Consider the following 25446-nt stretch of genomic DNA (forward strand, 5'->3'; position numbering starts at 1 on the left):
GCAGCCAGTCCCGCCCTGCGCAACTGGCCTCCCCAACAGGAATCGAACCTGTATCTGAGCCTTAGGAGGGCCCCGTTCTATCCATTGAACTACAGGGAGGTGTGGCGCGGCTGGATTGTGCCCGAGGGGTGGCTGGGCCTCAGCGGGGCAGCAGGCGCAGCATCTGGCCGGGTTCGGTGTCGGGCCACAGCATGACGGTCTGGCCCTTGGCCCAGCGGGGCTGGAAGTCGCGGTAGCCGGGGCTGAAGACGAGGCCGCTCTGGCCGCTGGGGTGGATGACGCGGGAGCGGCGCGGGTCGCCCACGTCCATCAGCAGGCGCAGGCTGGCGGCGTGTTCGGTCTGGTAGGGCAGCAGGCCGCTGGCGGGGTCGCTGGCCAGCCAGACGCGGGTGGCGTCCAGGGTGTAGGTGTCGCCGCCGACGGGGGTTTGCAGTTCGAAGTGCGGCCGCAGCAGGGGCAGCTTGCTGAAGGGGCGGTGTTCGGCCCGCGCCAGGTGGGCGCGCGACCAGCGCCAGGTGGCCGGCTCATGGCCTTGCAGGCGCTCCAGTTCCTCCAGCGCCACGCCCAGGGCGCGGTCGATCTGGTCGGTGCAGCTTTCGCGCTCGGGGGTGCCCATGTCGTCGCACCACCAGGCGTCGTCGCGTTGCAGCACGCCGAGCAGGGCGTCGTGGAAGCTGCGCACGCCGAGTTCGCGCTCGTAGCGTTCGGCGCCGATCTGGTCGGCGAAGACGCCGCGCCCGAGGTGCCGCAGCCAGGCCCAGAAGATGAGGGGTTCGGCGGCATCGGGCTCCATCCGCCCGTCCCAGCCCGCCAGCAGGGCGCGGGCCTGGGGCGCCAGGGGGTGGTTGCTGCGCGCGGCGCGCAGGCGGTCGAGCAGGGCCAGGGCGAAGAGCGAGCGCCGGTCGCGCTGCATGGCGGCGAAGCTGTCCAGGTCGTGTATGGGCCGGCTGTCCAGCAGTTGCTGGATGCGGCGGTGGCGGAAGGGCAGGCTCCAGTCGCTGCCGATCTCGTGCGGGTAGTTGGGGCCGTGGATGCGCTGGTTGGCGCTGGCCAGCCAGCCGCGCGGCGGGTCCAGTTCGCGCGGGGTTTCGGCCGGGGGCAGGAAGCCGGCCCAGTCGTAGCGGCTGTCCCAGCCGGGGGCGGGCACGCGGCCGCGCAGGTCGTTGTCGGCCTTGCGCAGGGGCACGCGGCCCAGGCTGACCTGGGCGATGCGGCGCCGGTCGGCGACGATGACGTTCTGCATCGGCGCGACATAGCTGCTGCCGGCGGCGATGAATTCGTCGACGCTGCGCGCCCGGTTGAAGCCCAGGCCGGCGGCCAGGGTGCCGGTGTCGGGGTCCAGCGCGGTCCAGCGCAGGGCCAGGGCGTAGCCGGGGGCCTCGGGCCGCGGCGGGTGGGTGCCGGTCAGGCCCTGGGTGGCGGGGCTTTCGGCGTCGGAAATGATGGGGCCGTGGCGGCTGCGCCGGGCGACGAAGACGACATCCGGTTCGCCGCGCACGCCGATGCGCTCGGGGAAGGTCTCGAAGGTCGCCCAGCCTTCCGGGCCCTCGCCGCTGCGGTAGCGCTGCGGGTTCCGGGGGTCGATCTGCTCGACGTAGAGGTCCTGCACATCCGGGAAGGTGTTGGTGAAGGACCAGGCCAGGTGCTCGTTCTGGCCCAGCACCACCATGGGCAGGGCGGGCAGGGTGGCGCCAGCCACGCGCAGGCCGGGCGCTTCCAGCCGGGCCAGGTACCAGAGCGCCGGCGTGCTCAGGCGCAGGTGCGGGTCGTTGGCGACCAGGGGATGGCCGGTGGCGCTGTGCCGGCCGGAGACGGCCCAGTTGTTCGAGCCCGTGCCCTCGACGCCGCCCTGCAGCAGGGCGTCCCAGAAGGCCGAGCCCGCCGCTGCGGGCGCACTGCCGGCGGCGGCGGCGCTGCCCGGCCGGCCGCTGCCGGCCAGCTTGAGGCGGGTGTAGAGCTCGCCGTAGTCGCGCAGTTGCGGTGGCCGCTCGCCCTCGTAGCCGGGCAGCAGCTCGTCGATGCGCTCGGCCGGCAGGAAGAGGCTCAGCCGCAGGCGCAGCAGCTCGCTGCGCCAGTTGCCGCCCAGGTCCCAGGCCATGATGATCGACCAGGCCAGGCTGTCGACCGGCGTCCAGGGCTCGGGCTGCAGGCCGAGCACCAGGAACTCGGGCGGCCGCGCCCGCATGTGCTCGTCGACATAGGCATTGATGCCGGCGCTGTAGGCCTCCAGCGCACGGCGGCTCAGGGGATCGGCCTTGGCCCATTGCTCCTGGGCGGCGCGCCGCACGCCGAGCGCGCGCAGGAACTTGTCGTGGCCCAGGGCCTCGCGGCCGAAGAGCTCGGCCAGCCGGCCCGAGCCGATGCGGCGGTGCAGCTCAAGCTGCCAGAGCCGGTCCTGCGCATGCGCGAAACCCAGGCCGAACCAGGCATCCTCGGCCGCCCCGGCGCGGATGGTGGGGATGCCGTTCGCATCGCGCTCGATCGACAGCCGCGACAGCGGCCCGCGCACCGAGATCTCGCCCGAGCGCTGCGGCAGGGCCCGCAGGGTGTAGGTCCAGACCAGGATGCCGAGCAGGCCGGTCAGCAGCAGCAGGGCGATCAGGATGCGGCGCAGCAGGACCATCGGGGACAAGGGGGGCAGGGCGGGCAGGGAATGCAGCGCGGGCCTGAAGTCTGGACCGCAGCGCCCCCGACCGCGCCCCGGGCAAGCCCCGGGGCGGACCCCCTTGACCCGGCCCCGAGCGCGCCGACCGCCTTGGGGCCGCAAGGCCCGGCCGGTCGCCCGCCCGCGGGGCCAGACGGGCACAATCCGCCGCCCATGGCGACACTGAACATCATCCTCCTGGACGACCACCAGGATGCGGTCCGCAAGCTGGCCTGCGCGGCCGCGCTGGACGGCTTCAACTTCAAGGTCTTCACCAACTCGGTCAAGGGCATCGGCCAGCTCGCGGTGCGGCTCAAGGATGCCGACATCGTGATCGCGGTGCGCGAGCGCACCAGCTTCCCGCGGCTGCTGCTGGAGCGCCTGCCGCGGCTGAAGCTGATCGCGCAGGTCGGCCCGGTCGGCGAGCACATCGATGTCGAGGCCTGCACCCGCCTGGGCATTGCGGTGGCCGAGTCGCTGGAAGGCCCGGCCGCGCCGGCCGAGCTGACCTGGGCCCTGGTGCAGGCCGCCAGCCGGCGGCTGCCGCAGTACATCGCCCACCTCAAGCACGGTGCCTGGCAGCAGTCCGGCCTGAAGGCCGCGGCCATGCCGCCGAACTTCAGCCTGGGCACGCTGCTGGAGGGGCGCCAGCTCGGCCTCTGGGGCTACGGGCAGGTCGGCCGCCGGGTGGCCGGCTACGGCCGCGCCTTCGGCATGAAGGTGCAGGTCTGGGGCAGCGAGGCCTCGCGTGCCCGCGCCGTGGCCGATGGCTACGAGGCCGCGCCCAGCCGCGAGGCCTTCTTTGCCGAAAGCGATGTGCTGAGCCTGCACCTGCGCCTGGTCGAGGCCACCCGCGGCCTGATCGGCCCCGAGGACCTGGCCCGCATGAAGCCCGAGGCCCTGCTGGTCAACACCTCGCAGGCCGAGCTGATCCAGGACGGCGCGCTGGTCTCCGCCCTCAACCGCGGCCGGCCCGGCCTGGCCGCCATCGACGTGTTCGAGAGCGAGCCCATCCTCCAGGGCCATCCCCTGCTGCGGCTGGAGAACGCGATCTGCACGCCGCACATCGGCCATGTCGAGCGCAGCGCCTACGAATCGGCCTTCGCCGCCGCCTTCGCGAACGTGCTGGCCTTCATCCAGCGCGCGCCCACCGGCATCGTCAACCCCGAGGCGCTGAAGGTGACCCAGCGGTGAACCCGGCCGCGGCCGGCGACGAGGCCCGCGCCCGCGCGCTGCGGGCCAGCCGCTGGGCGCTGCTGTTCGGCAACTTCGCGATCGGCTGCGGGGTGATGGTGACGGTCGGTTCGCTCAACGACCTGAGCCAGTCGCTGGGTGTCAGCGTGGCCGATGGCGGCCGCCTGATCGCGCTGGCCGCCGCCACCATGTGCCTGAGCGCGCCGCTGGCCGCCGGCATCGTCGCCGGCTTCGACCGCCGCCGCCTGCTGACCGCCGCCCTGGCCTGGTATGCCGTCGGCCACCTGCTCTGCGCCTTCGCGCCGGACTATGGCGCGCTGATGGTGCTGCGGGCGCTGACGGTGCTGACCGCCTCGGTCTTCACCCCGCAGGCCGCCGCGGCCATGGGCGTGCTGGCGCCGCCCGCGCAACGCGGCGGGGCGATCGGCTTCGTCTTCCTGGGCTGGTCGCTGGCGCTGGTGCTGGGCATGCCGCTGCATAGTTGGATCGGCGAGACCTTCGGCTGGCGCTGGGCCTTCGGCCTTGTGGCCGTGCTGGCGGGCGCGGCGGCGGCCTGGCTCTGGCGGGTGGTGCCCGACGGCATCCGGCCGCCGGCCGTCAGCGCCAGCGCCTGGCGCGAGCTGCTGACGCATCCGGCCCTGATGGCCGTGGTCGCCGTCACCGCGCTGCAAAGCGCCGGCCAGTTCGGCGTGCAGGCCTATCTGGCGCCCTACTACCGCCAGCAGCTCGGCGCCGATGCCACCACCATCAGCCTGCTGTTCTTCTGGGCCGGCCTGTGCGGCCTGATCGGCAATGTGCTGATGACCCGCCACGTCGACCGCCTGGGCCCGCCGCGCGCCGTGCTGCTGACGCTGGGCGCGATCGCCTTCAGCCTGGCGATCTGGCCGCTGGCCGGCTCGCCGCTGGCGGTGGCCTTGGTCATCGTGCCCTGGGCGCTGGGCGGCTTCGCGACCAGCTCGGCCCAGCAGGCCCGGCTCAGCGCGGCGGCGCCGGCCCTGGCGCCGGCCCTGCTGGCGCTCAACAGCTCGGCCATCTACCTGGGCCATGCCGCCGGCTCGGCCAGCGGCGGCCTGATCGTCACCGCCCAGGGCTATGCCGGACTGGCGCCAGTGGGGCTGCTGTGGATCCTGTCGGCCGCCGGCCTCAGCGTCTGGGCCGAGCGGCGGCTGCAGCGCGGGGCGCGGGCCTGAGGCCCGGCTCAGTTCGGGTTGTCGTAGAAGACGTACTGCGAGAAATCGCTCAGCTCGAAGTACACGCGCTTCTCGCCGGCATCCACCGTGCCGTTCAGGTTCAGGTCGATCACGCCGTAGCCGAAGCGGTAGCTGCGGGCATTGCCGTCCTGCGTGCCCAGGGCCGTGCTGAGCTTGTCGATCTTCAGGAAGCGCTTGACGACCACGCCGTTGGAATAGACCTCCAGGATGCCGTCGGTGCCGGTCCAGTTCTGCAGGTCGCGCTTGATCTGGTTCTGCGTCTCCTGCGTGCAGGCGCCCAGCATCAGGGCCAGGGTGCCCAGGGCGATCCAGGCGGCGGGGCGGCGGGCGGTCGGGCGGTTCATGGCGGGCACTCCTCGGGGTTCAGGTGCGGCGCTGGCGCAGCGCCTCGTAGAGGCAGATGCCGCTGGCGACCGAAACGTTCAGGCTTTCCACCGCGCCGGCCATGGGGAGGGCGACACGCTGGTCGCAGGTCTTGCGGGTGAGCTGGCGCAGGCCGGGGCCCTCGGCGCCGAGCACCAGGGCGACGGGCTGCTTCAGGTCGACGTCGTAGAGCGTGCCGCCTTCCTCGTCGGCCAGGCCGACGATCCACACGTTGCGCTCCTTCAGCTCGTTCAGGGTGCGGGCCAGGTTGGTGACCATGAAGTAGGGCACCGTCTCGGCCGCGCCGCTGGCCACCTTGCTCACGGTGGCGTTCACGCCCACCGCATGGTCCTTGGGCGCGATCACGGCATGTGCCCCGGCGCCGTCGGCCACGCGCAGGCAGGCGCCGAGGTTGTGCGGGTCGGTCACGCCGTCGAGCACCAGCAGCAGCGGGGCCTCGCCGCGCGCCTCCACGGCCTCCAGCAGCTCGTCGAGCGACTTGGCCTGCGGCAGCTCCTTCACCCGGGCGACCACGCCCTGGTGGCGCGGGCTGCCGGCCAGGGCATTCAGCCGCGCGTCGTCGCTGTCGTGGCAGCGCAGGCCGGCCTCGCGGGCGCGGGCCAGAAAGTCCTTCATGCGCGCGTCGCGGCGGGCCGCGTCGACGTAGACCTCGACGATGGAGGCCGGCGCGGTCTTGAGCCGCACGGTGACGGCATGGAAGCCGATGAGCAGGCGGGCGGCGCTCATCAGGCGACCCAGGCCCGGGCGTTGCGGAACATGCGCAGCCAGGGGCTGTCCGCCGCCACCTCGCCCGGCGTCCAGCTGAACTGGGCGTTGCGGAAGACGCGTTCGGGGTGGGGCATCATGGCCGTGAAGCGGCCGTCGGCCGTGGTGACCGCCGTCAGGCCGCCCGGGCTGCCGTTGGGGTTGAAGGGATAGGCCTCGGTGGCTTGGCCATGGTGGTCGACGAAGCGCATCGCCGCGGCCACCGCCTTCGCATCCCCACGCTGCGAGAAGTCCGCCCGGCCTTCGCCGTGCGAGACAGCGATCGGCAGCCGGCTGCCGGCCATGCCGCGGAAGAAGATCGAGGGCGAATCCAGCACCTCGACCAGGCTGAGCCGGGCCTCGAATTGCTCGCTGCGGTTGCGCACGAAGCGCGGCCAGGCCGTGGCGCCCGGGATCAGCGGGGCCAGGGCGGCCAGCATCTGGCAGCCGTTGCAGACGCCCAGGGTGAAGGTGTCGCTGCGCTGGAAGTAGGCCGCGAAGGCCTCGGCCAGCGCCGGGTTGAAGAGGATGGAGCGGGCCCAGCCCTCGCCCGCGCCCAGGGTGTCGCCGTAGCTGAAGCCGCCGCAGGCGACCAGGCCCTGGAAGCCGTCGAGCCGCGCGCGGCCGGCCTGCAGGTCGCTCATGTGCACATCGTGCGTGGCGAAGCCGGCGCGGTGCATGGCGTAGGCCATCTCGACCTGGCTGTTGACGCCCTGCTCGCGCAGGATGGCCACCCTGGGCTTGGCGCCGGTGGCGATGAAGGGCGCGGCCACATCCTCGGCCGGGTCGAAGCTCAGGGCCAGATGCAGGCCCGGGTCGCCCTCGGCCCCGGCCGCGGCATGTTCGGCATCGGCGCATTCAGGGTGGTCGCGGTCGCGGGCGATGCGCCAGCTCACCTCGTCCCAGCTTTGCTGCAGGGCGCGCAGCGGCGCGCTGAAGATGGACTTGGCATCGCGCCAGACCTCCACCACGCCGCGGTCGTTGGGCTTGCCCACCACATGGCTGTGGGCCGACAGGCCATGCGCGCGCAGGGTGGCCATCACGGCATCGCGATCGGCGGTGGCGACCTGGATGAGCGCGCCGAGTTCTTCGTTGAAGAGTGCGCGCAGGGTCTGCTCGGCGCGGCGCGGGCCGACCTGGGTGGCCCAGTTCTTCGAATCGCCCACCTCGGCGCGGCTGTCGCGGATGCCGTCGCCCTCGGTGATCAGCAGGTCCACATTCAGGCTGAGGCCGAGCTGACCGGCGAAGGCCATCTCGCAAGCTGCCGCCCACAGGCCGCCGTCGCTGCGGTCGTGGTAGGCCAGCAGCTTGCCTTCGGCACGCAATTGGTTGATGGCGGCGACCAGGGCCTTGAGCAGCGCCGGCTCGTCCACATCGGGCACGCCGTCCACCGTGCGGTGCCCCGTCTGGCCTAGCACCTGGGCCAGCATGGAGCCGGCCATGCGCTTCCTGCCCTGGCCGAGGTCGATCAGGATCAGGCTGCTGTCGCCGCAGGCCGGGCGGCCGGGCGTGGCGGGCAGGCGCTGGAGCTGCGGGGTCAGGGTGCCGCGCACATCGTCCAGCGTGACGAAGCCGGTGACGATCAGGCTGACCGGGGCGGTGACCTGCTTGGTCTCGCCCCCGTCCTGCCAGCGGCTGCGCATGGAGAGCGAGTCCTTGCCCACGGGCACGCCGATGCCCAGGGCCGGGCAGAGCTCCATGCCCACGGTCTTGACGGTGTCGTACAGGGCAGCATCCTCGCCCGGCTCGCCGCAAGCCGCCATCCAGTTGCAGCTCAGCTTGACGCGCGACAGCTCGATGGGCGCGGCCAGCAGGTTGGTGATGGCCTCGGCCACCGCCATGCGGCCGGAGGCCGGCGCGTCCAGGGCGGCCAGCGGCGTGCGCTCGCCCAGGGCCATGGCCTCGCCACGCAGGCCGGCATGGTCGGCCAGGGTCACGGCGCAGTCGGCCACCGGGATCTGCCAGGGGCCGACCATGGGGTCGCGGTGGCTCAGGCCGCCCACCGTGCGGTCGCCGATGGTGATGAGGAAGCGCTTGCTCGCCACCGTCGGGTGGCGCAGCACGCGGTGCGCCACCTCGGCCAGCTCGACGCCGTCTAGGTCCAGCGGCCGGCCGTCCCAGGTGGCGCGCTGCACCTTGCGCTGCATCTTGGGCGGCTTGCCCAGCAGCACGGTCATGGGCATGTCGATGACGCGCTCGCCGCCGGGGCCGTCTTCCAGGATCAGCTCGGGCGCCTCGGTGGCCACGCCGACGACGGCATAGGGGCAGCGCTCGCGCGCGGCCATGGCATCGAAGACGGGCAGGCCGGCCGGGTCCAGGGCGATCACGTAGCGCTCCTGGCTCTCGTTGCACCAGATTTCCTTGGGCGCCAGGCCGGTCTCCTCCAGCGGCACCTTGCGCAGGTCGAAGGTGGCGCCCAGGCCCGCGCCGTCGACCAGCTCGGGGAAGGCATTGCTGATGCCGCCCGCGCCCACGTCGTGGATGGCCAGCACGGGGTTGGCCGCGCCCAGGCCGAAGCAGTGGTTGATGACCTCCTGCGCGCGGCGCTCGATCTCGGGGTTGCCGCGCTGCACGGAATCGAAGTCCAGCGAAGCCGCATTCACGCCCGCCGCCATCGAGCTGGCCGCGCCGCCGCCCATGCCGATGCGCATGCCCGGGCCGCCGAGCTGGATCAGCAGGGTGCCGGCCTTGAAGGGAATCTTGGCCGTCTGCCCGTCCAGGATCTGGCCCAGGCCGCCCGCGATCATGATGGGCTTGTGATAACCGCGGCGGACCGGCGGCAGGGCCTGGCCGGCGAGCTGGCCGCCTTCGACCGTCTGCTCGTAGACGCGGAAATAGCCCGCCAGGTTGGGCCGGCCGAACTCGTTGTTGAAGGCCGCGCCGCCCAGCGGGCCCTCCGTCATGATCTGCCGCGCGCTGGCGATGTGCTCGGGCTTGCCGACCGGGTCGCGCTCCCAGGGCTCGGCCAGGCCGGGCAGGTGCAGGTGGCTGACCGAGAAGCCGGTCAGGCCGGCCTTGGGCTTGGAGCCGCGGCCGGTGGCACCCTCGTCGCGGATCTCGCCGCCCGCGCCGGTCGAAGCGCCGGGGAAGGGGCTGATGGCGGTCGGGTGGTTGTGCGTCTCCACCTTCATCAGCACATGCGCGGTGGCGGGCTGCGCGACATAGGCGGGCGCATTGGTGTAGCCCTGCGGCGCCCAGCGCTCGATCGGGCCGCCTTCCATCACCGCGGCGTTGTCGCTGTAGGCGATGACGGTGCGCTGCGGCGCCAGCTTCTCGGTGTTGCGGATCATGCCGAACATGGAGAGCGGCTGCTTCTCGCCGTCGATCACGAAATCGGCATTGAAGATCTTGTGGCGGCAGTGCTCGCTGTTGGCCTGCGCGAACATCATCAGCTCGACATCGCTGGGCTTGCGGCCGAGCTGGGTGAAGGCGGCCACCAAGTAATCGATCTCGTCGCCCGACAGGGCCAGGCCGAAGGTGGTGTTGGCGGTCTCCAAGGCCGCCCGGCCCTGGCCGATCACGTCCACATGCTCCAGCGCCTGGCCGGGCTGCACCTCGAACAGGGCGCGGGCGGCCTCGCGCTCGAAGGCCACGCTCTCGGTCATGCGGTCGTGCAACAGGCGCGCGCAGGCGAGCTTCTCGGCCTCGCTCAAGGGCTGCACGCCGCCCAGCAGGCCGGTCTTCAGGCCGAGCAGGAATTCGGTGACGCGCTCGACGCGGTGCACGCCCGCGAGCCCGCAGTTGCGGGCGATGTCGGTGGCCTTGCTCGCCCAGGGCGAGACGGTGCCCAGGCGCGGCATCACCACGATGCGCTCGACCGCCTTGCCGGCCTCGGGGCCGGGGTAGGGCTCGCCGTAGCGCAGCAGGGCGTCGAGCTTGTCCTGCGCCTCGCGGGCCGGGGCGGCATCCAGCGCCACCCAGTGCACGGCGCGGGCGTGGACGGCGGTGATCCGCGGTACCTCGGCCTGCAGCGCGGCCAGCAGCGCGCGCGCACGGAAATCGGACAGGGCGTTGCCGCCCTCGAAGGCGAGGATGACGGAGGCAGAGGCGGTCATGCGGGGCGGGGGCCTGGGGGCCGCGGCAGGCGCGGCGGGGGAGGGCGTCCGGCGGCGCGGCCGGGGCCTCGAAAACCCGGAATTCTAGGTGGCGCCTTCGCCCGCCCGGCCCCGGGCACCAGCCGGCCCGGAGCGGCATTGGATAATCGCCCAATGGGCATCACCATCAAGACTGCCGCCGACATCGCGGCGATGCGCGTGGCCGGCCGGCTCGCTTCCGAAGTCCTCGACATGCTGACCCCGCATGTCAAGCCGGGCATCACGACCGAGCAGCTCGACGCGCTGGCGAACCGCCACATCGTCGAGGTGCAGGGCGCCGTGCCCGCGCCGCTGAACTACCAGCCGCCGGGCTACACGCCCTATCCCAAGTCCATCTGTACCTCGGTCAACCACCAGGTCTGCCACGGCATCCCGAACGACCGGCCGCTGAAGAACGGCGACATCGTCAACATCGATGTCACGGTGATCAAGGACGGCTGGCATGGTGACACCAGCCGCATGTTCATCGTGGGCGAGGGCTCGATCGCCGCCAAGCGCCTGTGCAGCCTGACCTACGAGGCCATGTGGAAGGGCATCGCCCGCGTCAAGCCGGGCCTGAAGCTCGGCGACATCGGCCACGGCATCCAGACCTTCGTGGAGAACGCCGGCTACAGCGTGGTGCGCGAGTTCTGCGGCCACGGCATCGGCCAGAAATTCCACGAGGAACCGCAGATCCTCCACTACGGCCGCCCCGGCACGCTGGAGGAACTGGTGCCCGGCATGGTCTTCACCATCGAGCCCATGGTCAATGCCGGCCGCCGCGAGATCAAGGAGCTGGGCGACGGCTGGACCATCGTCACCAAGGACCGCTCCCTGTCCGCCCAGTGGGAGCACACCCTGGTCGTCACCGAGACCGGCTACGAGGTGCTGACCCTGTCCGCGGGCAGCCCGCCGCCGCCGGACTTCGTGCTGGCCGGTTCCGCCGCCTGATCGCGCCGCCATGTCGGTGCCCGTCGAGCCCCAGGGGCTGATCGACCTGCCGGCCCTGCGCCGGGCCTTCCGCGAAGGCAAGGCCGACCGCATCGACCGCTTCAACCGCGCCCGGCCCACGGCCACCACCGCGCGGCTGCTGCTGACGCAGCTTGCGCGGCATGTCGACGGCACCCTCAAGCGCCTGTGGCGGCTCAGCGGCATGCCGCGCGGCGCGGCCCTGGTGGCGGTGGGCGGCTACGGCCGCGGCGAGCTTTTCCCGGCCTCCGATGTGGACGTGCTGGTGCTGCTGCCCGAGGGCCTGTCCTCGGAGGCGCCCGAGATCCAGGCCAGCCTGAGCCAGTTCGTGACCGCTTGCTGGGATGTGGGCCTGGAGATCGGCCAGAGCGTGCGCAGCGTCGACGAATGCGTGGCCGAGGCCCTGGCCGACGTGACCGTGCAGACGGCGCTGCTGGAGGCCCGCTTCCTCTTCGGCGCCCGCAAGCTCTTCGAGCGCTTCGTGCAGGCCCAGCGCGAGGTGATGGACCCCGCCGCCTTCCTGCGCGCCAAGACGCTGGAGATGCGCCAGCGCCACCAGAAGTACGAGGACACGCCCTACGCGCTGGAACCCAACTGCAAGGAAAGCCCCGGCGGCCTGCGCGATCTGCAGGTGGTGATCTGGGTCGCCCGCGCCGCCGGCCTGGGCCGCACCTGGCGCGAGCTGGCGGCCCATGGCCTGGTCACGCCCTTCGAGGCCCGCCAGCTTCAGCGCAACGAGGCGCAGCTCAAGCTGATCCGCGCCCGCCTGCACAGCGTGGCCGGCCGCCGCGAGGACCGCCTGGTCTTCGACCTGCAAACCGCCGTGGCCGAAAGCTTCGGCCACCAGGGCACGCCCAGCCAGCGCGCTTCCGAGCTGCTGATGCGCCGCTACTACTGGGCGGCCAAGGCCGTGACCCAGCTCAACCAGGTGCTGATGCTCAACATCGAGGAGCGCATCACCGGCCTGGCCGAGGGGCCGATGCGCCCCGTCGGCGACAAGTTCTTCGACCGCGGCGGTCTGCTGGAGATCGCCCACGACGATCTCTACCAGCGCGACCGCCACGCCATCCTGGAGACCTTCCTCGTCTACCAGTCCAACGTCGGCATCAAGGGCCTGTCGGCGCGCACGCTGCGCGCGCTCTACAACGCCCGCGGCCTGATGGATGCGGCCTTCCGGCGCGACCCGGTCAACCGGGCGCTGTTCCGCCAGATCCTCAGCGCGCCGGGCGGGCAGACGCATGCCTTCCGGCTGATGAACCAGACCTCGGTGCTGGGCCGCTACCTGTGGGTCTTCCGGCGCATCGTCGGGCAGATGCAGCACGACCTTTTCCACGTCTACACCGTGGACCAGCACATCCTGATGGTGCTGCGCAATGTGCGGCGCTTCTTCGTGCCCGAGCATGCGCACGAGTACCCCTTCTGCACCCAGATCGCCGCCAATTTCGAGCGGCCCTGGGTGCTCTATGTGGCGGCGCTCTTCCACGACGTGGCCAAGGGCCGCGGCGGCGACCATTCCGAGCTGGGCGGCCACGAGGTGCGGCGCTTCTGCCGCGAGCACGACATCGGCCCCGAGGATGCGCGCCTGATCGAGTTCCTCGTGCGCGAGCACCTGACGATGAGCCGCGTCGCGCAGAAGGAGGACCTGTCCGACCCGGACACCATCCAGGCCTTCGCCCGCCGCGTGGGCGACCCGCGTACCCTGGCCGCGCTCTACCTGCTGACAGTGGCCGACATCCGCGGCACCAGCCCCAAGGTCTGGAATGCCTGGAAGGGCAAGCTGCTGGAGGACCTCTACCGCGCCACGCTGCGCGCCCTGGGCGGCGACCATCCCAATGCCGCGGCCGAGGTGGATGCGCGCAAGCAGGAGGCGCGGCAGCTCCTGGCCCTGCACAGCCAGTTGCCGGGCATCGAGGCGGCGCTTTGGAAGACGCTGGAGATCAGCTACTTCGCCCGCCACGATGCAGCCGACCTGGCCTGGCATGCGCGCTGCCTGGCGCGCCGCATGGACAGCGAGCAGGCAGTGGTCAGCGCCCGGCCATCCAGCGTCGGCGAGGGCTTGCAGGTGCTGGTCTATGCCCGCGACCGGCAGGATCTCTTCGCCCGCATCTGCGGCTACTTCGACCATGCCGGCTTCAACATCCTCGATGCCAAGGTGCACACCACCCGGCACGGCTATGCGCTCGACACCTTCGAGGTGACCTCGCCCCAGGTGCTCGCCCCCATGCATGGCGAGGCCGAGCTTCAGCACCGCGACCTGATCGCCCTGGTCGAGAACCAGCTTGCCGCTGCCCTGGTCAGCGGCGCCGCGCTGCCCGAGCCCTCGCGCGGGCGGCAGTCGCGCCGGGTCAAGCATTTCCCGGTCACGCCGCGGATCTCGCTCAAGCCCGACGAGCGCGGCCAGCGCTGGCTGCTGACCGTCTCGGCCAGCGACCGCTCGGGCCTGCTCTATGCCATCGCGCGCGTGCTGGCCCAGCACGGCATCAACCTGCAACTGGCCAAGGTCAGCACCCTGGGCGAGCGGGTGGAAGACACCTTCCTGATCGACGGCAACTCGCTGCAGCGCAACCGCGAGCAGATCGAGTTCGAGACCCAGTTGCTCGACGCGATCGCCTGATCGCCCCGGCCCCGGGGCGGGGCGGCGCCCGGCCGCGCGACCTCACTCGATCTTGAAGTCGAACTCCTGGGTGACCAGCAGCTCGGCTGCGTCGCTCACGCACTGGTACTGCTTCATCGCCGCGATCACCGGCTGGTGGTAGACGCGCGGACCGGTGAGGATCTTCACGTCCACCACCTTGCCGCCGACGATGCGCGCCTGCGCGCGGACCATGCCCGAGATGCCGTCCTGCAGGGCCTTGCGCGGAATCTCCGGCCGCACTTGCACGGGGCAGGCCAGGCCCACATCGCGGCTGACCGGCCCGGGTGGGGGCGGCGGGGCCGGGGGCGCGGGCGGTGCGGGTGGCGCCGGAGGGGCCGGCGGCGCGGGCGGGGGCGGCGGCTCGATCTTCGGCGGCTCGCGCGGCGGCTCGGGCGTCACGGCCGTGATCGGCGGCGGCGGCGCGCTCACCGGCGGCAGCTCGGGTGGCGGCACATAGGCCGGCGGCGGCGGCGCGGGGGGCGGGGGCGGCGGCAGCTTCACCGGCCGCGGCGGCGGCGGTGGGGGGGGTGGAGGCGGGGGCGGCGGCGGCGGGGGCGGGGGCGGCAGCGTCTCGACGATGCGCGCGACCAGCGGCTTCTGGATCACCTCCACCGCCTCGCGCGCCAGGCCCGAGGCCAGGGCATAGATCACCAAACCGTGCAGCAGCACCACGCCGCCCACGCCGACCAGGCGGCGGCGGGCGGCCTGGCGTTGCAGTTCGGGATCGTCGGAAAAGACCATCGGCATTCAGCGCGGCGCGGCCGGGCTCAGGAACTGCTCGCTGCCGACGATGCCGAACTTGTCCAGCTTGGCCCGCTGGGTGGCGGCCATCACGCCGGCCACCACGGCATAGCGGGCATTGGCGTCGGGGCGCAGGTGGATCTCGGGCGTGACCGGCTGCGTGGCGGCGGCTTGCAAGCGGGCCTCCAGCTCGGCGCCATCGGCCAGCGGCAGGCCGTTCCAGAACACGGTGCTGGCCGCGTCGACATCGATGCGCACCACCTCGGGCGGCGTCTGCGGCGGCTGCGGCCGGGCCTGTGGCAGGTTCAGGTTCACCGCATGGAGCTGGATGGGGATGGTGATGATCAGCATGATCAGCAGCACCAGCATCACGTCGATCAGCGGCGTGGTGTTGATGTCGAGGATCACTTCGGGCTCGTCCGAGGCGCCGCCGGGGGCGCCGATCTGCATGGCCATGGGGCAGGGGCTCCGGATGCCGACGCGTTCAGGGCGTGCCGCGTGCCGGCGGCTCGGTGATGAAGGCGATCTTCAGGATGCCGGCGCGCTGGCAGGCCAGCACCACGCGGCCGACCGGCTCATAGCGCGAGGCCAGGTCGCCGCGGATCTGCACCTCGGGCGCCGGCTGAAGCGCCGCACGGGCCTTGAGCCGCTCGACCAGCGCCGCCTCGGAGGCGACGCGCCGGTCGTTCCAGAAGATGCCGCCGGCCGCATCGACCGAGAGGATGATGTTCTCCGGCTTGGTCTCGCGCACCTCGACCCGCTCCTTGGGCAGGTTCACCGGCACCGCGGTGACCGCCACCGGGATGGTGATCAGGAAGATGATGAGCAGCACCAGCATCACGTCGACCAGCGGCGTGGTGTTGATGGCGGCAATCACCGCATCCTCGTCCTCGGGCCCGCGCAGGCGGGCCCTGGTCCTGGGGTTCATGGCGGCGGCCGACGCTCAGTCGCGGCCGGCCCGCGGGCCCGAGGCCAGCAGCACGGCATGCAGGTCGGCGCCGAAGGCGCGCACCTCGTCCATCGCGCCCTTGTTGCGGCGCACCAGCCAGTTGTAGCCCAGCACCGCCGGCACGGCCACGGCCAGGCCGATGGCGGTCATGATCAGCGACTCGCCCACCGGGCCGGCGACCTTGTCGATCGAGGCCTGGCCGGCCACGCCGATCGCGGTCAGCGCGTGATAGATGCCCCAGACGGTGCCGAACAGGCCGACGAAGGGCGCCGTCGAACCCACCGTCGCCAGGAAGGCCAGGCCGTCCTGCAGGCGGCTGCCGACGCGGTCGATCGCGCGCTGCAGCGACATCGTCACCCACTCGTTCAGGTCGATCTGGCCGAGCAGGCCTTCATGCTTCCTGGTGGCTTCGAGCGCCGATTCGGCGATGAAGCGGAAGGGGCTGCCGGCGCTGAGCGCGGCGCTGCCCTGGGCCACGCTGCCGGCCGACCAGAAGCTGGCCTGGGCCTCGCGCGCCTGGCGGCCGATGCGGGCCTGCTCCAGCAGCTTGACGATCAGGATGTACCAGCTTCCCACCGACATCAGCGCCATCATCAGCAGCACCGCCTTGGCGATCCAATCCGATCCCGCCCAGAGCGCGGCCAGACCGTAGGGGTTGTCGACGGCCAGGGCGGCGGCGGCCGGGGCCGCCGCCGATGCAGCCTCCGGCTGGGCCAGGGCCGCCAGCGGCAGGGCCAGCAGGGCCAGGGCGCCCAGCGCGCGGCCGGCGCGGCGCCTTGACGAGGGGGCGAACGGGAACAGGGCGGGCATCCGGCGGACTCCAGGGGCAGGGTTCGGTTCAGGCCGCAAGCCGGGCGGGACGCAGCCCCCGGCGCGAGGCGCGCCGAATGATAGGGGTTCTCATCTTGCCGGCCGCCGGGCCGGATTCAGCGCGGCGTCCAGACCAGGCGCAGGCCCAGTGCGCGGCCGGTGGCGTCGGTGTAGCGGGCGTCGTAGCCGGTCTGGAACTGGCTGGACTGGTTGCTGAAGGGCGGGTCGCGGTCGAAGGCATTGCGCAGCAGGGCCAGCAGCTCCAGGCCGGGCTGCGGCGACCAGCCCAGGCCCAGGTCCCACACGCTGGTGCTGCCGACCCGGCCGTGGAAGGCGGGGTCGATCAGCGCGCTGTTCTCGTCGCGGTAGCCCGAGCGGTAGCGCTGGGCCAGCGTCGCGCTCCAGGCCCCCTGGGCATAGCTTGCGCTGAGGCTGTGCTGCCAGCGGAAGATCGGGCCCCGGCTGCCGTGGCGGCCGACACGCTCTTCCACCTCCCCCGCCAGGCCGCCGCGCAGGGTGTGCGAGAAGACCCGCGTGCCCTGCAGCGCCAGCGTCAGCCGGCCGGGCAGGGGGAGGGCCGGTTGCCATTGCGCGCCCAGGTCCAGGCCGTGGCTGCGGATGGCGCTGGCATTGAAGAGCCGGGTGTCGATGGCGGTGATGACATTGCCGTCGGCCGGATCGCGCAGGATCAGGCCGGCATTGGCGGCGGCGTTCTGCAGCACGGCGCTCGCGGTGGGCGCGACGATGACATCCCGGATCCGCACCGCCCACAGGTCGGCCGTCAGGCTGGCGCGCGGCCCGGCCTGCAACACCAGGCCCAGGCTGGCCTGTTCGGAGCGCTCGGGTTGCAAATCGTCCCGGCCGCCGCCCTGCTCGACAAGCTGCCGGCCGCAGACCCGCGCCGCATCCGCCCCCGGCACCGCCACGCCACCGGGGCAGAGCAGCGGGTCGTCGAACGGCGCCGCGCTGAAGGTGGCGAAACCGGGCTGCTTCAGTTCGTAGAGCGTCGGCGCGCGGAAGCCGCGGCCCACCGAGGCGCGCAGCAGGGCATCGCGGCTGGCCTGCCAGCGCAGGGCCAGCTTGGGGCTGGTCTGCCGGCCGACCTGGCCGACCCGGTCGTGGCGCAGGGCCAGGTTCAGCTCCAGGGTCGGGGCCAGCGGCAGTTGCAGCTCGGCCCATAGCGCGCCGGCGCGGCGGCTGGCCTGCACGTCGCTCGCCGGGTCCAGGCCCTGGGTGGGCACGCGGCTGGCCACGGCATCGATCACCTCGATGGCGTAGTCCTCATGGCGCAGCTCGCCGCCCAGGGCCACGCCGGCGGGCCGGGCCAGGCCGGGCCAGGCCAGATCGCGCCGCCACTGGCTGTCCAGCGCCAGCACGCGACCGCGGGCCCGCTGGATCTCGCCGCCCACCTCGGCCTCGCGCAGCCCGGCCAGGCCGGCCGGGGTCTGCGCGCCAAAGGGGTTCAGCAGCCCGCTGTTGACCCCGGCGGCCAGCGCGGCCTCGTCGTAGGCGCCGCCGCGCAACTGCTCGCTGACCCGGCCGAGTTGCAGGCTCAGGCCCTGGCGCAGTTCCCAGGCGCCGAGCGCGCCGGCGAGCTCGGCCGTCCAGCGGCCCTGGCGGTTGTCCGAGGCGATGCGTCGCTGGCCCGGCGCGCGCCAGTAGGCATCGACCGGCAGGCCGGGGTCGAGCACGAAGCCGTCCGGCGCCGGCACGCCGCCCTGGCCCGGGTAGAAGGCCGTGCCCGGCGCCACCGGCAGGAAGCCGTCGCCGCTGGCCAGCGGCGTGCCGGCCAGGGTCTGGCCGACGAGGTGCCGGCTCAGCAGTTGTTCGAGCTTGAGCGTCATCGCGCCCGGCAGCCGCAGCCGGGCCTCGGCTTGCAGGAACTGGCTTTCGCTGCGCGGGCTCAGGTCGGTGTCGCGGACGGTGTCGAAATAGCAGCTCGTGCCGTCGCCGCTGAAGCCGGGGGCGGCGCAGTCCGGCGCCAGCGGGTGGGCGAAGAAGGTGTCGGCGCCCTGGGTCTGGCTGTAGTTGGCCGGGCCGGTGTAGAAGGAGCTGTAGTCGACACCGCGCTCGGGGATGACGCCCCGCGCGCCGAAGCGGCGCTGGCCGGAGCGGATCGCCGTGGTCTGCCGCAGCCCGCCGGCCAGGCTGGCGCTGAAGCCGCGGCCGGCCAGGTCGCCGAAGCCCAGGCTGGCATTCAGCTCGCGGCTGCGGCCGCCGCTGCGCTGGGGCTGTTCGATCGAAAGCTCCAGCGTGTCGCCCACGTCCTCGCGGGTGATCAGGTTGATCACGCCGCCGATGGCCTCGCTGCCGTAGAGCGCCGAGGCGCCGTCGCGCAGCACCTCGATGCGGTCGATCAGGGCGAAGGGGATCATGTTCAGATCCACCGCGCCGCCGTCGACCGCCTGGTTGGCCAGGCGCCGGCCGTTCAGCAGCACCAGGGTCTTGTCGGCCCCCAGGCCGCGCAGGTCGGCGAAGCTCGCGCCGCCGCTGGCGCCGCCGATGACGCTGCTCAGCACCGTCGCGCTCTGGTTGGCGGCCAGCCGGGCCAGGGCCTGCTCCAGCGTGCTCACGCCCTGGCGGCGCAGGCTGTCGGCACGCAGCACCGTCAGCGGCACGGTCGATTCGCCGTCGATCTGGCGCAGGGCCGAGCCGGTCACCTCCACCCGCGGCAGCGGGGCCTGGGCCCAGGCCGGGGGGCAGGCAGCGGCCAGGGCCAGCAGCAGGAGCCGGCCCTGGCGCGGTAGCGGGCAGCCCAGGGGGCGGGAAGCGAAGCGGGACGGGAACATCGGGACGGTGCGGCCATGCGGCGAGGGCCTCGCCGAGCGGCGCGGAGTGTCGCATCGCATCTTCAGGCCTGTGACGAATCGCACAGACCGCCCGGCCCATCGGCCTCAGTGGCCCCAGACGATCAGATGGTCCCGGCCTTCCACCGCCAGCGTCGCCCGCCGACCCACCGGCAGGCAGACCTTGGTGCGCTGGTGGCCGAAGGGCAGGCCGCTCAGCAGCGGCACCTTCAGCCGGCTGCGCAGGCCGGCGACCATGGTCTTGAGCGTGTAGCCGCGGTCCAGCGGCGAAGGCTTCCAGTCGCTGAAGCTGCCCAGCACGACGGCCTTCTGCGCCTCCAGCACGCCGGCCTGGGCCAGCTGCAGCAGCATGCGCTCGATGCGGTAGGGGTGCTCGTTGACGTCTTCCAGGAAGAGGATGCCGCCGCGCACCTTCGGCAGGTGTGGCGTGCCCAGCAGGCTGCACAGCACGCTGAGGTTGCCGCCCCAGAGCGTGCCGCGCACCTCCAGGCCGTCGAAGCCGGCCTCGCCGCGGAAGCCGATGGCCTCCAGCTCGCCATGCATGGCCTCGACGAAACAGGCCTCGGTGATCTCGTCGATGCCGCCTTCCTCGGCCGTGCGGCCGAAGTCGTCGCAGGCCAGCGGGCCGGCCCACATCGGCCCGGCCCGGTGGGCCAGGGCGCCGAGCTGCAGGGCGGTCAGGTCGCTGTAGCCCACCCAGCGGCTGCCGCTTGCAATGCTGCGGCCGAGCCGCGCCCAGTCGATGCCGTCCAGCAGGCGCATCAGGCCGTAGCCGCCGCGGCTGGCCAGCACCACATCGGGCGCGGCATCGGCAACGCGGTGCAGCGCGGCCAGGCGCTGGGCATCGTCGCCGGCAAAGCGCTGGTGGCGGGCCAGCGCGTCGGGATCGACCGTGACCTCGAAGCCGAGCGTGCCGAGATGACGTGCCGCGCGGCGCAGCGCCGGTGGCCGCGCGACCACGCCGGCCGGCGACCAGAGCTGCAAGCGCAGCGGCGGCTCGGCAGCGGCTGGGGTCTCGGGGGCGACGGGCTTCGGGGCGGTGGGGCGCTTCATGGGGGCAGGGAATCGCTCGCTTCAGGGCCTGCGGCGGACGCGGCAGGCAGCGGGTTCAAGGGGTGGGCGGCCTGACGGGCGGCCCGGGCCTCGGCGCGGCGGCGGCCGAAGAAGTCGCGCAGGATCCGGCCGCAGGGCTCGGCCAGCACGCCGCCGGTGACGCTGGTCTGGTGGTTCAGCCGCGGCTCGGCGAAGAGGTCGAGCACCGAGCCGGCGGCGCCGGTCTTGGGATCGGCCGCGCCCCAGACCACGCGCCGCAGCCGCGCATGCAGCAGGGCCATCGCGCACATGGCGCAGGGCTCCAGGGTCACGTAGAGGCTGCAGTCGGGCAGGCGGTAGTTGTCGCGCTGGCGGGCGGCCTCGCGCAGGGCCACCAGCTCGGCATGGGCGGTCGGGTCGCGGTCGCCGATCGGCCGGTTGCGACCGCGTGCGATGACCTCGTCCACCCCGTCTGGCCGGTGCCAGACCAGCACCGCGCCCACCGGCACCTCGCCGGCTGCCTCGGCCCGCGCCGCCTGGCGCAGGGCCTCGGCCATGTGCAGGCCGTCGGCGGGGTCGGGGCAGGGGGGATCGGCGACGTCGGACACGGGCGGGCAGGGCGGCAGGAGAGCGCGAAGTATCCGCCTGCCCCTTGCCCGGAGCGACCGTGCCGGGCCAGGCGGCGAACCCTGCAGTTCGGCCGGAATTCGTGTCCTTCTCCACGCTTGGCCGCAAGGACCCCGTCGATACGATCGTTTCACACCCTGCCGCCTGCCCCCGAACCGCGCCCCCGCCGCCCCTTCGATGTCCGACCCGACCGCCCTGAGCACGCCCCGGACCGGCCCGGCCCCGCGCAGCGCCTGGGCCATCCAGCGGGCCGTGCTCTTCGCCCTGATGACCCGCGAGCTGAAGACGCGCTTCGGCGGTCGCTGGATCGGCGGCATCTGGTTCGTGCTGGAGCCGCTGGCCCATGTGCTGATGATGGTGGCGATGTTCGGCGTGATGCATCAGGCCGTCTCGCCCAGCATCGACTACCCGGTCTTCCTCGTCACCGGCCTGCTGCCCTTCTTCACCTTCCGCAGCCTGAGCATGCGGCTGATGGACGGCATCGATGCCAACCGCGCGCTGTTCAGCTACCGCCAGGTCAAGCCGATGGACACGCTGGTCTCGCGCGCGCTGCTGGAGCTGGTACTGCACCTGGCCGTGCTGGCCCTGGCCCTGGCCGTGCTGGCCTGGCTGGGCTACCGGGTGCAGCCCGCGGCGCCGCTGGAGCTGGCCGGCGTGTGGGCCCTGCTCAGCCTCTTCGGCACCGGCCTGGGCACCTTGCTGGCCGTGCTGGGCCAGGCGCTGCCGCCGCTGCGTGCCATGGTGCGGCTGGCCTTCTTCCCGCTCTACCTGCTGTCGGGCGTGATGTTCCCGCTGCATGCCCTGCCGCCCGCCCTCGTCGAGCTGCTGCTGTTGAACCCGGTGCTGCATCTGGTCGAGGAAGCCCGCGGCCAGTTCTTCGCCGCCTACCCCATGCTGCCCGGCGTCAACCTGGCCTACCCGGCGCTGTGGACCTTGGTGTGCACCGTGCTTGCCCTGGCGCTCTACCGCCTGCGCCGCCTGCGCCTGATCGCCGAGCGCTGAAGCCATGATCGAACTGCGCCAGCTCAGCAAGTCCTACCTCACGCCGCGCGGGCGCCGCCATGTGTTCCGCGACCTGAGCTTCACCTTCCCGGCGGGCATCAACATCGGCCTGATCGGCCGCAACGGCGCCGGCAAGTCCACGCTGATGCGCCTGCTCGGCGGCATCGACACGCCGGACCGCGGCGCCGTCGTCACCGACCGCCGCATCTCCTGGCCGGTCGGCCTCTCGGGCGGCTTCCAGGGCTCGCTGAGCGCGCGCGAGAACGTGCGCTTCGTCTGCCATGTCTATGGCGCCCAGGGCGAGGCCATGCGCCGCACGATGCGCGCGGTCGAAGACTTCGCCGAGATCGGCGACTACTTCGACCTGCCGATGAAGTCCTACTCCTCGGGCATGCGCTCGCGGGTGGCCTTCGGCCTGAGCATGGCCTTCGATTTCGACTACTACCTGATCGACGAGGTCATGGCCGTGGGCGATGCGCACTTCAAGCGCAAGTGCGAGGAGGCCTTCCAGACCCGGCTGCGGGACGCCAACCTCATCCTGGTCTCGCACAACATGGCTGACATCAAGAAGTACTGCGGCGTGGTCGTGCTCGTCGACCAGGGCCAGGCCGTGGTCTACCCCGAGGTCGAGGAAGGCATCGCCGCCTACCGCAAGCTGGTCGCGCCGCAACCGGCCGCCCTTCCGCCGGCCGCCGCGCCGGTGGCCCCCGCAGGGCTCACGGCCTGAGCCTGGCGCCCGCACCGCATCCGACACCGCATGAAACCCCTCAAGCTGCCTTCCCCGCGGCGCCTGCAGCTTCTGCTGCTGGCCCTGCCGATGCTGCTGGCCCTGCTGTACTACAGCCTGTTCGCGGCCGACCGCTATGTGAGCGAGTCCGTCGTCACCGTGCGCCAGGCCAGCCAGTCGTCCAGCCAGGTGCCGGGCGCGGCGCTGCTGCTGGCGGGCATCACGCCGCCTTCGCGCGAGGACACGCTCTACCTTCAGAAGTACGTGCATTCGCTCGACCTGCTGCGCGTGCTCGATGCGCAGCTCAAGCTGCGCGAGCACCTTGCCGCGCCGCGCCGCGATCCCTTCTTCCGGCTGTGGGGCGGCAGCACGCAGGAGGACTTCCTGCAGGCCTACCGCAACCGGGTCGAGGTGCAGCTCGACGACCTCTCCGGCCTGCTGACCCTGCGCGTGCAGGGCTTCGACGCCGCCTATGCCCGGGCGCTGAATGCGGCCATCCTGGACCACAGCGAGCGCTTCGTGAATGCCTTCTCGCAGCGCATGGCGCGCGAGCAGATGGCCTTCGCCGAGGGCGAGCTGGCCCGCGCCACCACGCAGTTGCAGGCCGCCCAGGCGCAGTTGCTCGACTACCAGACCCGCCATCGTGTGATCGACCCCGGCGCCCAGGCCCAGGCTGCGGGCGTGCTGACCACCGAGCTGCAAGCCAGCCTGACCCGGCTGGAAGCCGAGCTGAAGGACGGGCTGAGCTACCTCAACGAGGACGCCCATCCGGTCAAGGCCCTGCGCGGCCGCATCGCCGCCCTGCGCGCCCAACTGGAGGTCGAGCGCCTGCGCGGCACCGCCCCCAGCGGCGAGGAGGGCCGGCGCCTGAATGCCCAGGCCATGCAGTTCCACGAGCTGCAAGCCCGCGTGCAGTTCGCGCAGGACGCCTACAAGCTCGCGCTGACGGCGGTCGAGAACGCCCGCATCGACGCCACCCGCAAGCTCAAGAGCGTGATCGTGATCGATGCGCCCTCGCAGCCCGAGGACGCGCTCTACCCGCGCCGCGTCTACAGCCTGCTGACGATCTTCCTCGTCTGCCTGCTGCTCTATGCCACCGCGCGCATGGTGCTGGCCACCATCCGCGACCACCAGGACTGAGCCCATGCCCGTCTGCCTTTCGCGGCGTCCGGCCGCCCGCCTGATTGCCCGCCTGCTGATGCTGGCCCCGCTGGCCGCCAGCGCCCAGGGCCTACCCTTCGCCACGGCCTTCCCCGAGGCGGCCCTGCCGCCCGCACGCAGCGCCGGCCCGGCCGCGCCGGCCCGGGCGGCCAGCCCGGTGGCCGCCGTCCTGGCGGCCCCGCCCGCTGCGGCGCAGCCCCTGCCCATGCCGGCCGATCCGGCCACCGCCGCGCGGCCGGTGGTCTTCGGCGCCCAGCTCTTCAGCGGACGCTTCGGCCATGAGGCCTTCAGCGGCTTCAATGCCGATCACCAGATCGCCCCCGGCGACCGCATCAGCCTGCGCATGTGGGGCGCCTTCAGCTTCGAAGCGGTGCAGCCGGTCGATCCGCAGGGCAATGTCTTCATCCCCAATGTCGGGCCGGTCAAGCTGCGCGGCGTGCGCAATGGCGAGCTCAATGCCACGGTTGAGGCGGCGGTCAAGCGCACCTACCGCGCCAATGTCGGCGTCTATGCCTCGCTGGAGGCGGCCCAGCCGGTCAAGGTCTATGTCACCGGCTTCGTCCGCGCGCCGGGGCTGTATGGCGGGCTGAGCAGCGACTCGGTGCTGAACTACCTCGACAAGGCCGGCGGCATCGACGTCGACCGCGGCAGCTTCCTGGCCGTGGACGTGCTGCGCGGCGGCGTCTCGCGCGGCAAGATCAACCTCTACCGCTTCCTGCTCGAAGGCCGCATCGAGCCCCTGCAGCTCCAGGACGGCGACACCCTGGTCGTCAGCCCGCGCCAGTTCACCGTCACCGTGCTGGGCGAGGCCGCCAACCCCTATGTCTTCGAGTTCGACCGGTCGCGCCTGCCGGCCGCCGAGCTGCTGGCCATGGCCCGGCCCAAGGCGGGCGCCACCCACCTGAGCATCGTCCGCCGCATCGGCAGCGAGCGCCGCAGCGAATACCACCCGATCGGCGCGCTCGATGCGGTCACGATCCAGGACGGCGACGAGGTCACCTTCACCGCCGACCGCTACCCCGGCACCATCCTCGTCCGCATGGAGGGCGCCCACCTCGGCGAGCGCACCCTGGTGCTGCCCTATGGCGCGACGCTGAAGGATGCGCTGGCCCGGCTCAAGCCCGCGCCGCAGGCCCAGGTGGAGGCGGTGCAGCTCTTCCGCCGCTCGGTCGCCACGCGGCAGAAGGAGCTGCTCGAAAGCTCGCTGCGCAGCCTGGAGACCGCCGCCCTGACCGCCCGCAGCGCGACCAGCGAGGAATCGGCCCTGCGCACCCGCGAGGCCGACCTGATCCTCCAGTTCATCGAGCGCGCCCGCACGGTGCAGACGCGCGGCCAGGTCATCCTGGCCGGGCGCGACAGCGCCGCCAGCACCCTGCTGGAGGACAACGACGTGATCCGCGTGCCCGAGCGCAGCAACACCGTGCTGGTCAATGGCGAGGTGCTCTTCCCCAGCGCCCTGGTCTTCGATGACCGCGCCACGCTGGCCGACTACGTGGCCCGGGCCGGCGGCTACAGCCAGGGCGCCGACACCACCCGGGTCGTCGTCATCCGGCAGGACGGCAGCGTGGCCGAGGCCGCGGCCGGCGCCATGCCGCGCCTGCTGCCCGGCGACGAGCTGATGGTGCTGCCGAAGATCGAGAGCAAGCGCATCGAGGTGACGCGCGGCATCACGCAGATCCTCTACCAGATCGCGATTTCGGCCCGCGTGCTGCTCGGCCTCTGAGCCCCCGACGACC

19 protein-coding genes and 1 tRNA gene are annotated in these 25446 nt (G+C 72.6%); 8 read left to right on the forward strand and 12 right to left on the reverse strand.

What is annotated here, in order from left to right; all coding sequences use genetic code 11:
• Window positions 1–24 precede the first annotated feature (24 nt).
• Together JI742_RS05810 and JI742_RS05815 are read right to left on the reverse strand one after the other, a co-directional pair.
• Window positions 25–99 (reverse strand) — tRNA-Arg (locus tag JI742_RS05810).
• Between the two features lie 40 nt (window positions 100–139).
• Window positions 140–2623 (reverse strand): penicillin acylase family protein, encoded by a 2484-nt coding sequence (locus JI742_RS05815; protein WP_201826427.1) that lies wholly within the window; start codon window positions 2621–2623, stop codon window positions 140–142.
• Window positions 2624–2818: 195 nt separating this feature from the next.
• Here JI742_RS05815 and JI742_RS05820 point away from each other — a divergent pair, with 195 nt between their 5' ends.
• Entirely contained in the window at window positions 2819–3838 is a 1020-nt protein-coding gene (locus JI742_RS05820) for a D-2-hydroxyacid dehydrogenase family protein (protein ID WP_201824694.1), read from the forward strand.
• Window positions 3835–5028, forward strand: coding sequence for an MFS transporter (locus JI742_RS05825; protein WP_350309633.1), 1194 nt, complete (start codon window positions 3835–3837; stop codon window positions 5026–5028). The genes JI742_RS05820 and JI742_RS05825 overlap by 4 nt, the downstream gene beginning before the upstream one ends.
• Before the next feature lie 8 nt (window positions 5029–5036).
• Here JI742_RS05825 and JI742_RS05830 read toward each other — a convergent pair whose 3' ends face one another.
• The 3 genes from JI742_RS05830 to purL are packed head-to-tail and all read right to left on the reverse strand — an operon-like array spanning window position 5037 to window position 10232.
• Window positions 5037–5393, reverse strand: a complete 357-nt coding sequence (locus tag JI742_RS05830) for a hypothetical protein (RefSeq protein WP_201824697.1) — start codon at window positions 5391–5393, stop codon at window positions 5037–5039.
• 19 nt (window positions 5394–5412) lie between these two features.
• Entirely contained in the window at window positions 5413–6159 is a 747-nt protein-coding gene (gene rlmB, locus JI742_RS05835; RefSeq protein WP_201824698.1) for a 23S rRNA (guanosine(2251)-2'-O)-methyltransferase RlmB, read from the reverse strand.
• A complete protein-coding gene (purL, locus tag JI742_RS05840) occupies window positions 6159–10232 on the reverse strand; it encodes a phosphoribosylformylglycinamidine synthase (RefSeq protein ID WP_201824699.1) in 4074 nt (1357 codons plus the stop codon). Before purL ends, rlmB begins: the two co-directional genes overlap by 1 nt.
• A 153-nt stretch (window positions 10233–10385) precedes the next feature.
• Here purL and map point away from each other — a divergent pair, with 153 nt between their 5' ends.
• Complete coding sequence (gene map, locus JI742_RS05845) at window positions 10386–11201, forward strand: type I methionyl aminopeptidase (RefSeq protein WP_201824700.1); 816 nt, start codon at window positions 10386–10388, stop codon at window positions 11199–11201.
• A gap of 10 nt (window positions 11202–11211) precedes the next feature.
• Window positions 11212–13833: a [protein-PII] uridylyltransferase gene (locus JI742_RS05850; RefSeq protein WP_201824701.1), complete on the forward strand. Its 2622-nt coding sequence runs from the start codon at window positions 11212–11214 to the stop codon at window positions 13831–13833.
• Window positions 13834–13875: 42 nt separating this feature from the next.
• On the opposite strand, the gene JI742_RS05855 is transcribed toward JI742_RS05850, so the two are convergent.
• The 7 genes from JI742_RS05855 to tadA all read right to left on the reverse strand — a co-directional run bounded on the left by JI742_RS05855 (window position 13876) and on the right by tadA (window position 20801).
• On the reverse strand, window positions 13876–14595 hold the full coding sequence (locus JI742_RS05855) for an energy transducer TonB (protein ID WP_201824702.1): 720 nt from the start codon (window positions 14593–14595) through the stop codon (window positions 13876–13878).
• 6 nt (window positions 14596–14601) lie between these two features.
• The gene (locus JI742_RS05860; protein ID WP_201824704.1) at window positions 14602–15051 is read right to left on the reverse strand and encodes an ExbD/TolR family protein; all 450 of its coding nucleotides are present in this window, start codon (window positions 15049–15051) and stop codon (window positions 14602–14604) included.
• A 28-nt stretch (window positions 15052–15079) separates the two neighbouring features.
• On the reverse strand, window positions 15080–15523 hold the full coding sequence (locus tag JI742_RS05865) for an ExbD/TolR family protein (RefSeq protein WP_201824706.1): 444 nt from the start codon (window positions 15521–15523) through the stop codon (window positions 15080–15082).
• A gap of 15 nt (window positions 15524–15538) precedes the next feature.
• Window positions 15539–16354: a MotA/TolQ/ExbB proton channel family protein gene (locus JI742_RS05870; RefSeq protein ID WP_201824707.1), complete on the reverse strand. Its 816-nt coding sequence runs from the start codon at window positions 16352–16354 to the stop codon at window positions 15539–15541.
• 116 nt (window positions 16355–16470) lie between these two features.
• Complete coding sequence (locus JI742_RS05875) at window positions 16471–19143, reverse strand: TonB-dependent receptor (protein ID WP_201824708.1); 2673 nt, start codon at window positions 19141–19143, stop codon at window positions 16471–16473.
• A gap of 105 nt (window positions 19144–19248) precedes the next feature.
• Complete coding sequence (locus JI742_RS05880) at window positions 19249–20214, reverse strand: LD-carboxypeptidase (RefSeq protein WP_201824709.1); 966 nt, start codon at window positions 20212–20214, stop codon at window positions 19249–19251.
• Window positions 20211–20801, reverse strand: a complete 591-nt coding sequence (gene tadA / locus JI742_RS05885; protein ID WP_434057633.1) for a tRNA adenosine(34) deaminase TadA — start codon at window positions 20799–20801, stop codon at window positions 20211–20213. Before tadA ends, JI742_RS05880 begins: the two co-directional genes overlap by 4 nt.
• A 196-nt stretch (window positions 20802–20997) precedes the next feature.
• Here tadA and JI742_RS05890 point away from each other — a divergent pair, with 196 nt between their 5' ends.
• The 4 genes from JI742_RS05890 to JI742_RS05905 are packed head-to-tail and all read left to right on the forward strand — an operon-like array spanning window position 20998 to window position 25433.
• Window positions 20998–21822, forward strand: a complete 825-nt coding sequence (locus tag JI742_RS05890; protein WP_201824710.1) for an ABC transporter permease — start codon at window positions 20998–21000, stop codon at window positions 21820–21822.
• A gap of 4 nt (window positions 21823–21826) precedes the next feature.
• Window positions 21827–22549, forward strand: a complete 723-nt coding sequence (locus JI742_RS05895; protein ID WP_201824711.1) for an ABC transporter ATP-binding protein — start codon at window positions 21827–21829, stop codon at window positions 22547–22549.
• 30 nt (window positions 22550–22579) lie between these two features.
• A complete protein-coding gene (locus JI742_RS05900) occupies window positions 22580–23689 on the forward strand; it encodes a KpsE/RkpR family capsule polysaccharide export protein (RefSeq protein ID WP_201824713.1) in 1110 nt (369 codons plus the stop codon).
• Window positions 23690–23693: 4 nt separating this feature from the next.
• The gene (locus JI742_RS05905; RefSeq protein WP_201824715.1) at window positions 23694–25433 is read left to right on the forward strand and encodes a polysaccharide biosynthesis/export family protein; all 1740 of its coding nucleotides are present in this window, start codon (window positions 23694–23696) and stop codon (window positions 25431–25433) included.
• Window positions 25434–25446 lie beyond the last annotated feature (13 nt).

The sequence above is a fragment of the Piscinibacter lacus genome, from assembly GCF_016735685.1.
Lineage (GTDB): Bacteria > Pseudomonadota > Gammaproteobacteria > Burkholderiales > Burkholderiaceae_C > Aquariibacter > Aquariibacter lacus.

Excerpts from the sequence above, each read along its gene's own strand:
- JI742_RS05815 (WP_201826427.1), bottom strand. The coding sequence starts at position 2,623 with ATGGTCCTGCTGCGCCGCATCCTGATCGCCCTGCTGCTGCTGACCGGC.
- JI742_RS05820 (WP_201824694.1), top strand. The coding sequence starts at position 2,819 with ATGGCGACACTGAACATCATCCTCCTGGACGACCACCAGGATGCGGTC.
- JI742_RS05830 (WP_201824697.1), bottom strand. The coding sequence starts at position 5,393 with ATGAACCGCCCGACCGCCCGCCGCCCCGCCGCCTGGATCGCCCTGGGC.
- rlmB (WP_201824698.1), bottom strand. The coding sequence starts at position 6,159 with ATGAGCGCCGCCCGCCTGCTCATCGGCTTCCATGCCGTCACCGTGCGG.
- purL (WP_201824699.1), bottom strand. The coding sequence starts at position 10,232 with ATGACCGCCTCTGCCTCCGTCATCCTCGCCTTCGAGGGCGGCAACGCC.
- map (WP_201824700.1), top strand. The coding sequence starts at position 10,386 with ATGGGCATCACCATCAAGACTGCCGCCGACATCGCGGCGATGCGCGTG.
- JI742_RS05850 (WP_201824701.1), top strand. The coding sequence starts at position 11,212 with ATGTCGGTGCCCGTCGAGCCCCAGGGGCTGATCGACCTGCCGGCCCTG.
- JI742_RS05855 (WP_201824702.1), bottom strand. The coding sequence starts at position 14,595 with ATGGTCTTTTCCGACGATCCCGAACTGCAACGCCAGGCCGCCCGCCGC.
- JI742_RS05860 (WP_201824704.1), bottom strand. The coding sequence starts at position 15,051 with ATGGCCATGCAGATCGGCGCCCCCGGCGGCGCCTCGGACGAGCCCGAA.
- JI742_RS05865 (WP_201824706.1), bottom strand. The coding sequence starts at position 15,523 with ATGAACCCCAGGACCAGGGCCCGCCTGCGCGGGCCCGAGGACGAGGAT.
- JI742_RS05870 (WP_201824707.1), bottom strand. The coding sequence starts at position 16,354 with ATGCCCGCCCTGTTCCCGTTCGCCCCCTCGTCAAGGCGCCGCGCCGGC.
- JI742_RS05875 (WP_201824708.1), bottom strand. The coding sequence starts at position 19,143 with ATGTTCCCGTCCCGCTTCGCTTCCCGCCCCCTGGGCTGCCCGCTACCG.
- JI742_RS05880 (WP_201824709.1), bottom strand. The coding sequence starts at position 20,214 with ATGAAGCGCCCCACCGCCCCGAAGCCCGTCGCCCCCGAGACCCCAGCC.
- JI742_RS05890 (WP_201824710.1), top strand. The coding sequence starts at position 20,998 with ATGTCCGACCCGACCGCCCTGAGCACGCCCCGGACCGGCCCGGCCCCG.
- JI742_RS05895 (WP_201824711.1), top strand. The coding sequence starts at position 21,827 with ATGATCGAACTGCGCCAGCTCAGCAAGTCCTACCTCACGCCGCGCGGG.
- JI742_RS05900 (WP_201824713.1), top strand. The coding sequence starts at position 22,580 with ATGAAACCCCTCAAGCTGCCTTCCCCGCGGCGCCTGCAGCTTCTGCTG.
- JI742_RS05905 (WP_201824715.1), top strand. The coding sequence starts at position 23,694 with ATGCCCGTCTGCCTTTCGCGGCGTCCGGCCGCCCGCCTGATTGCCCGC.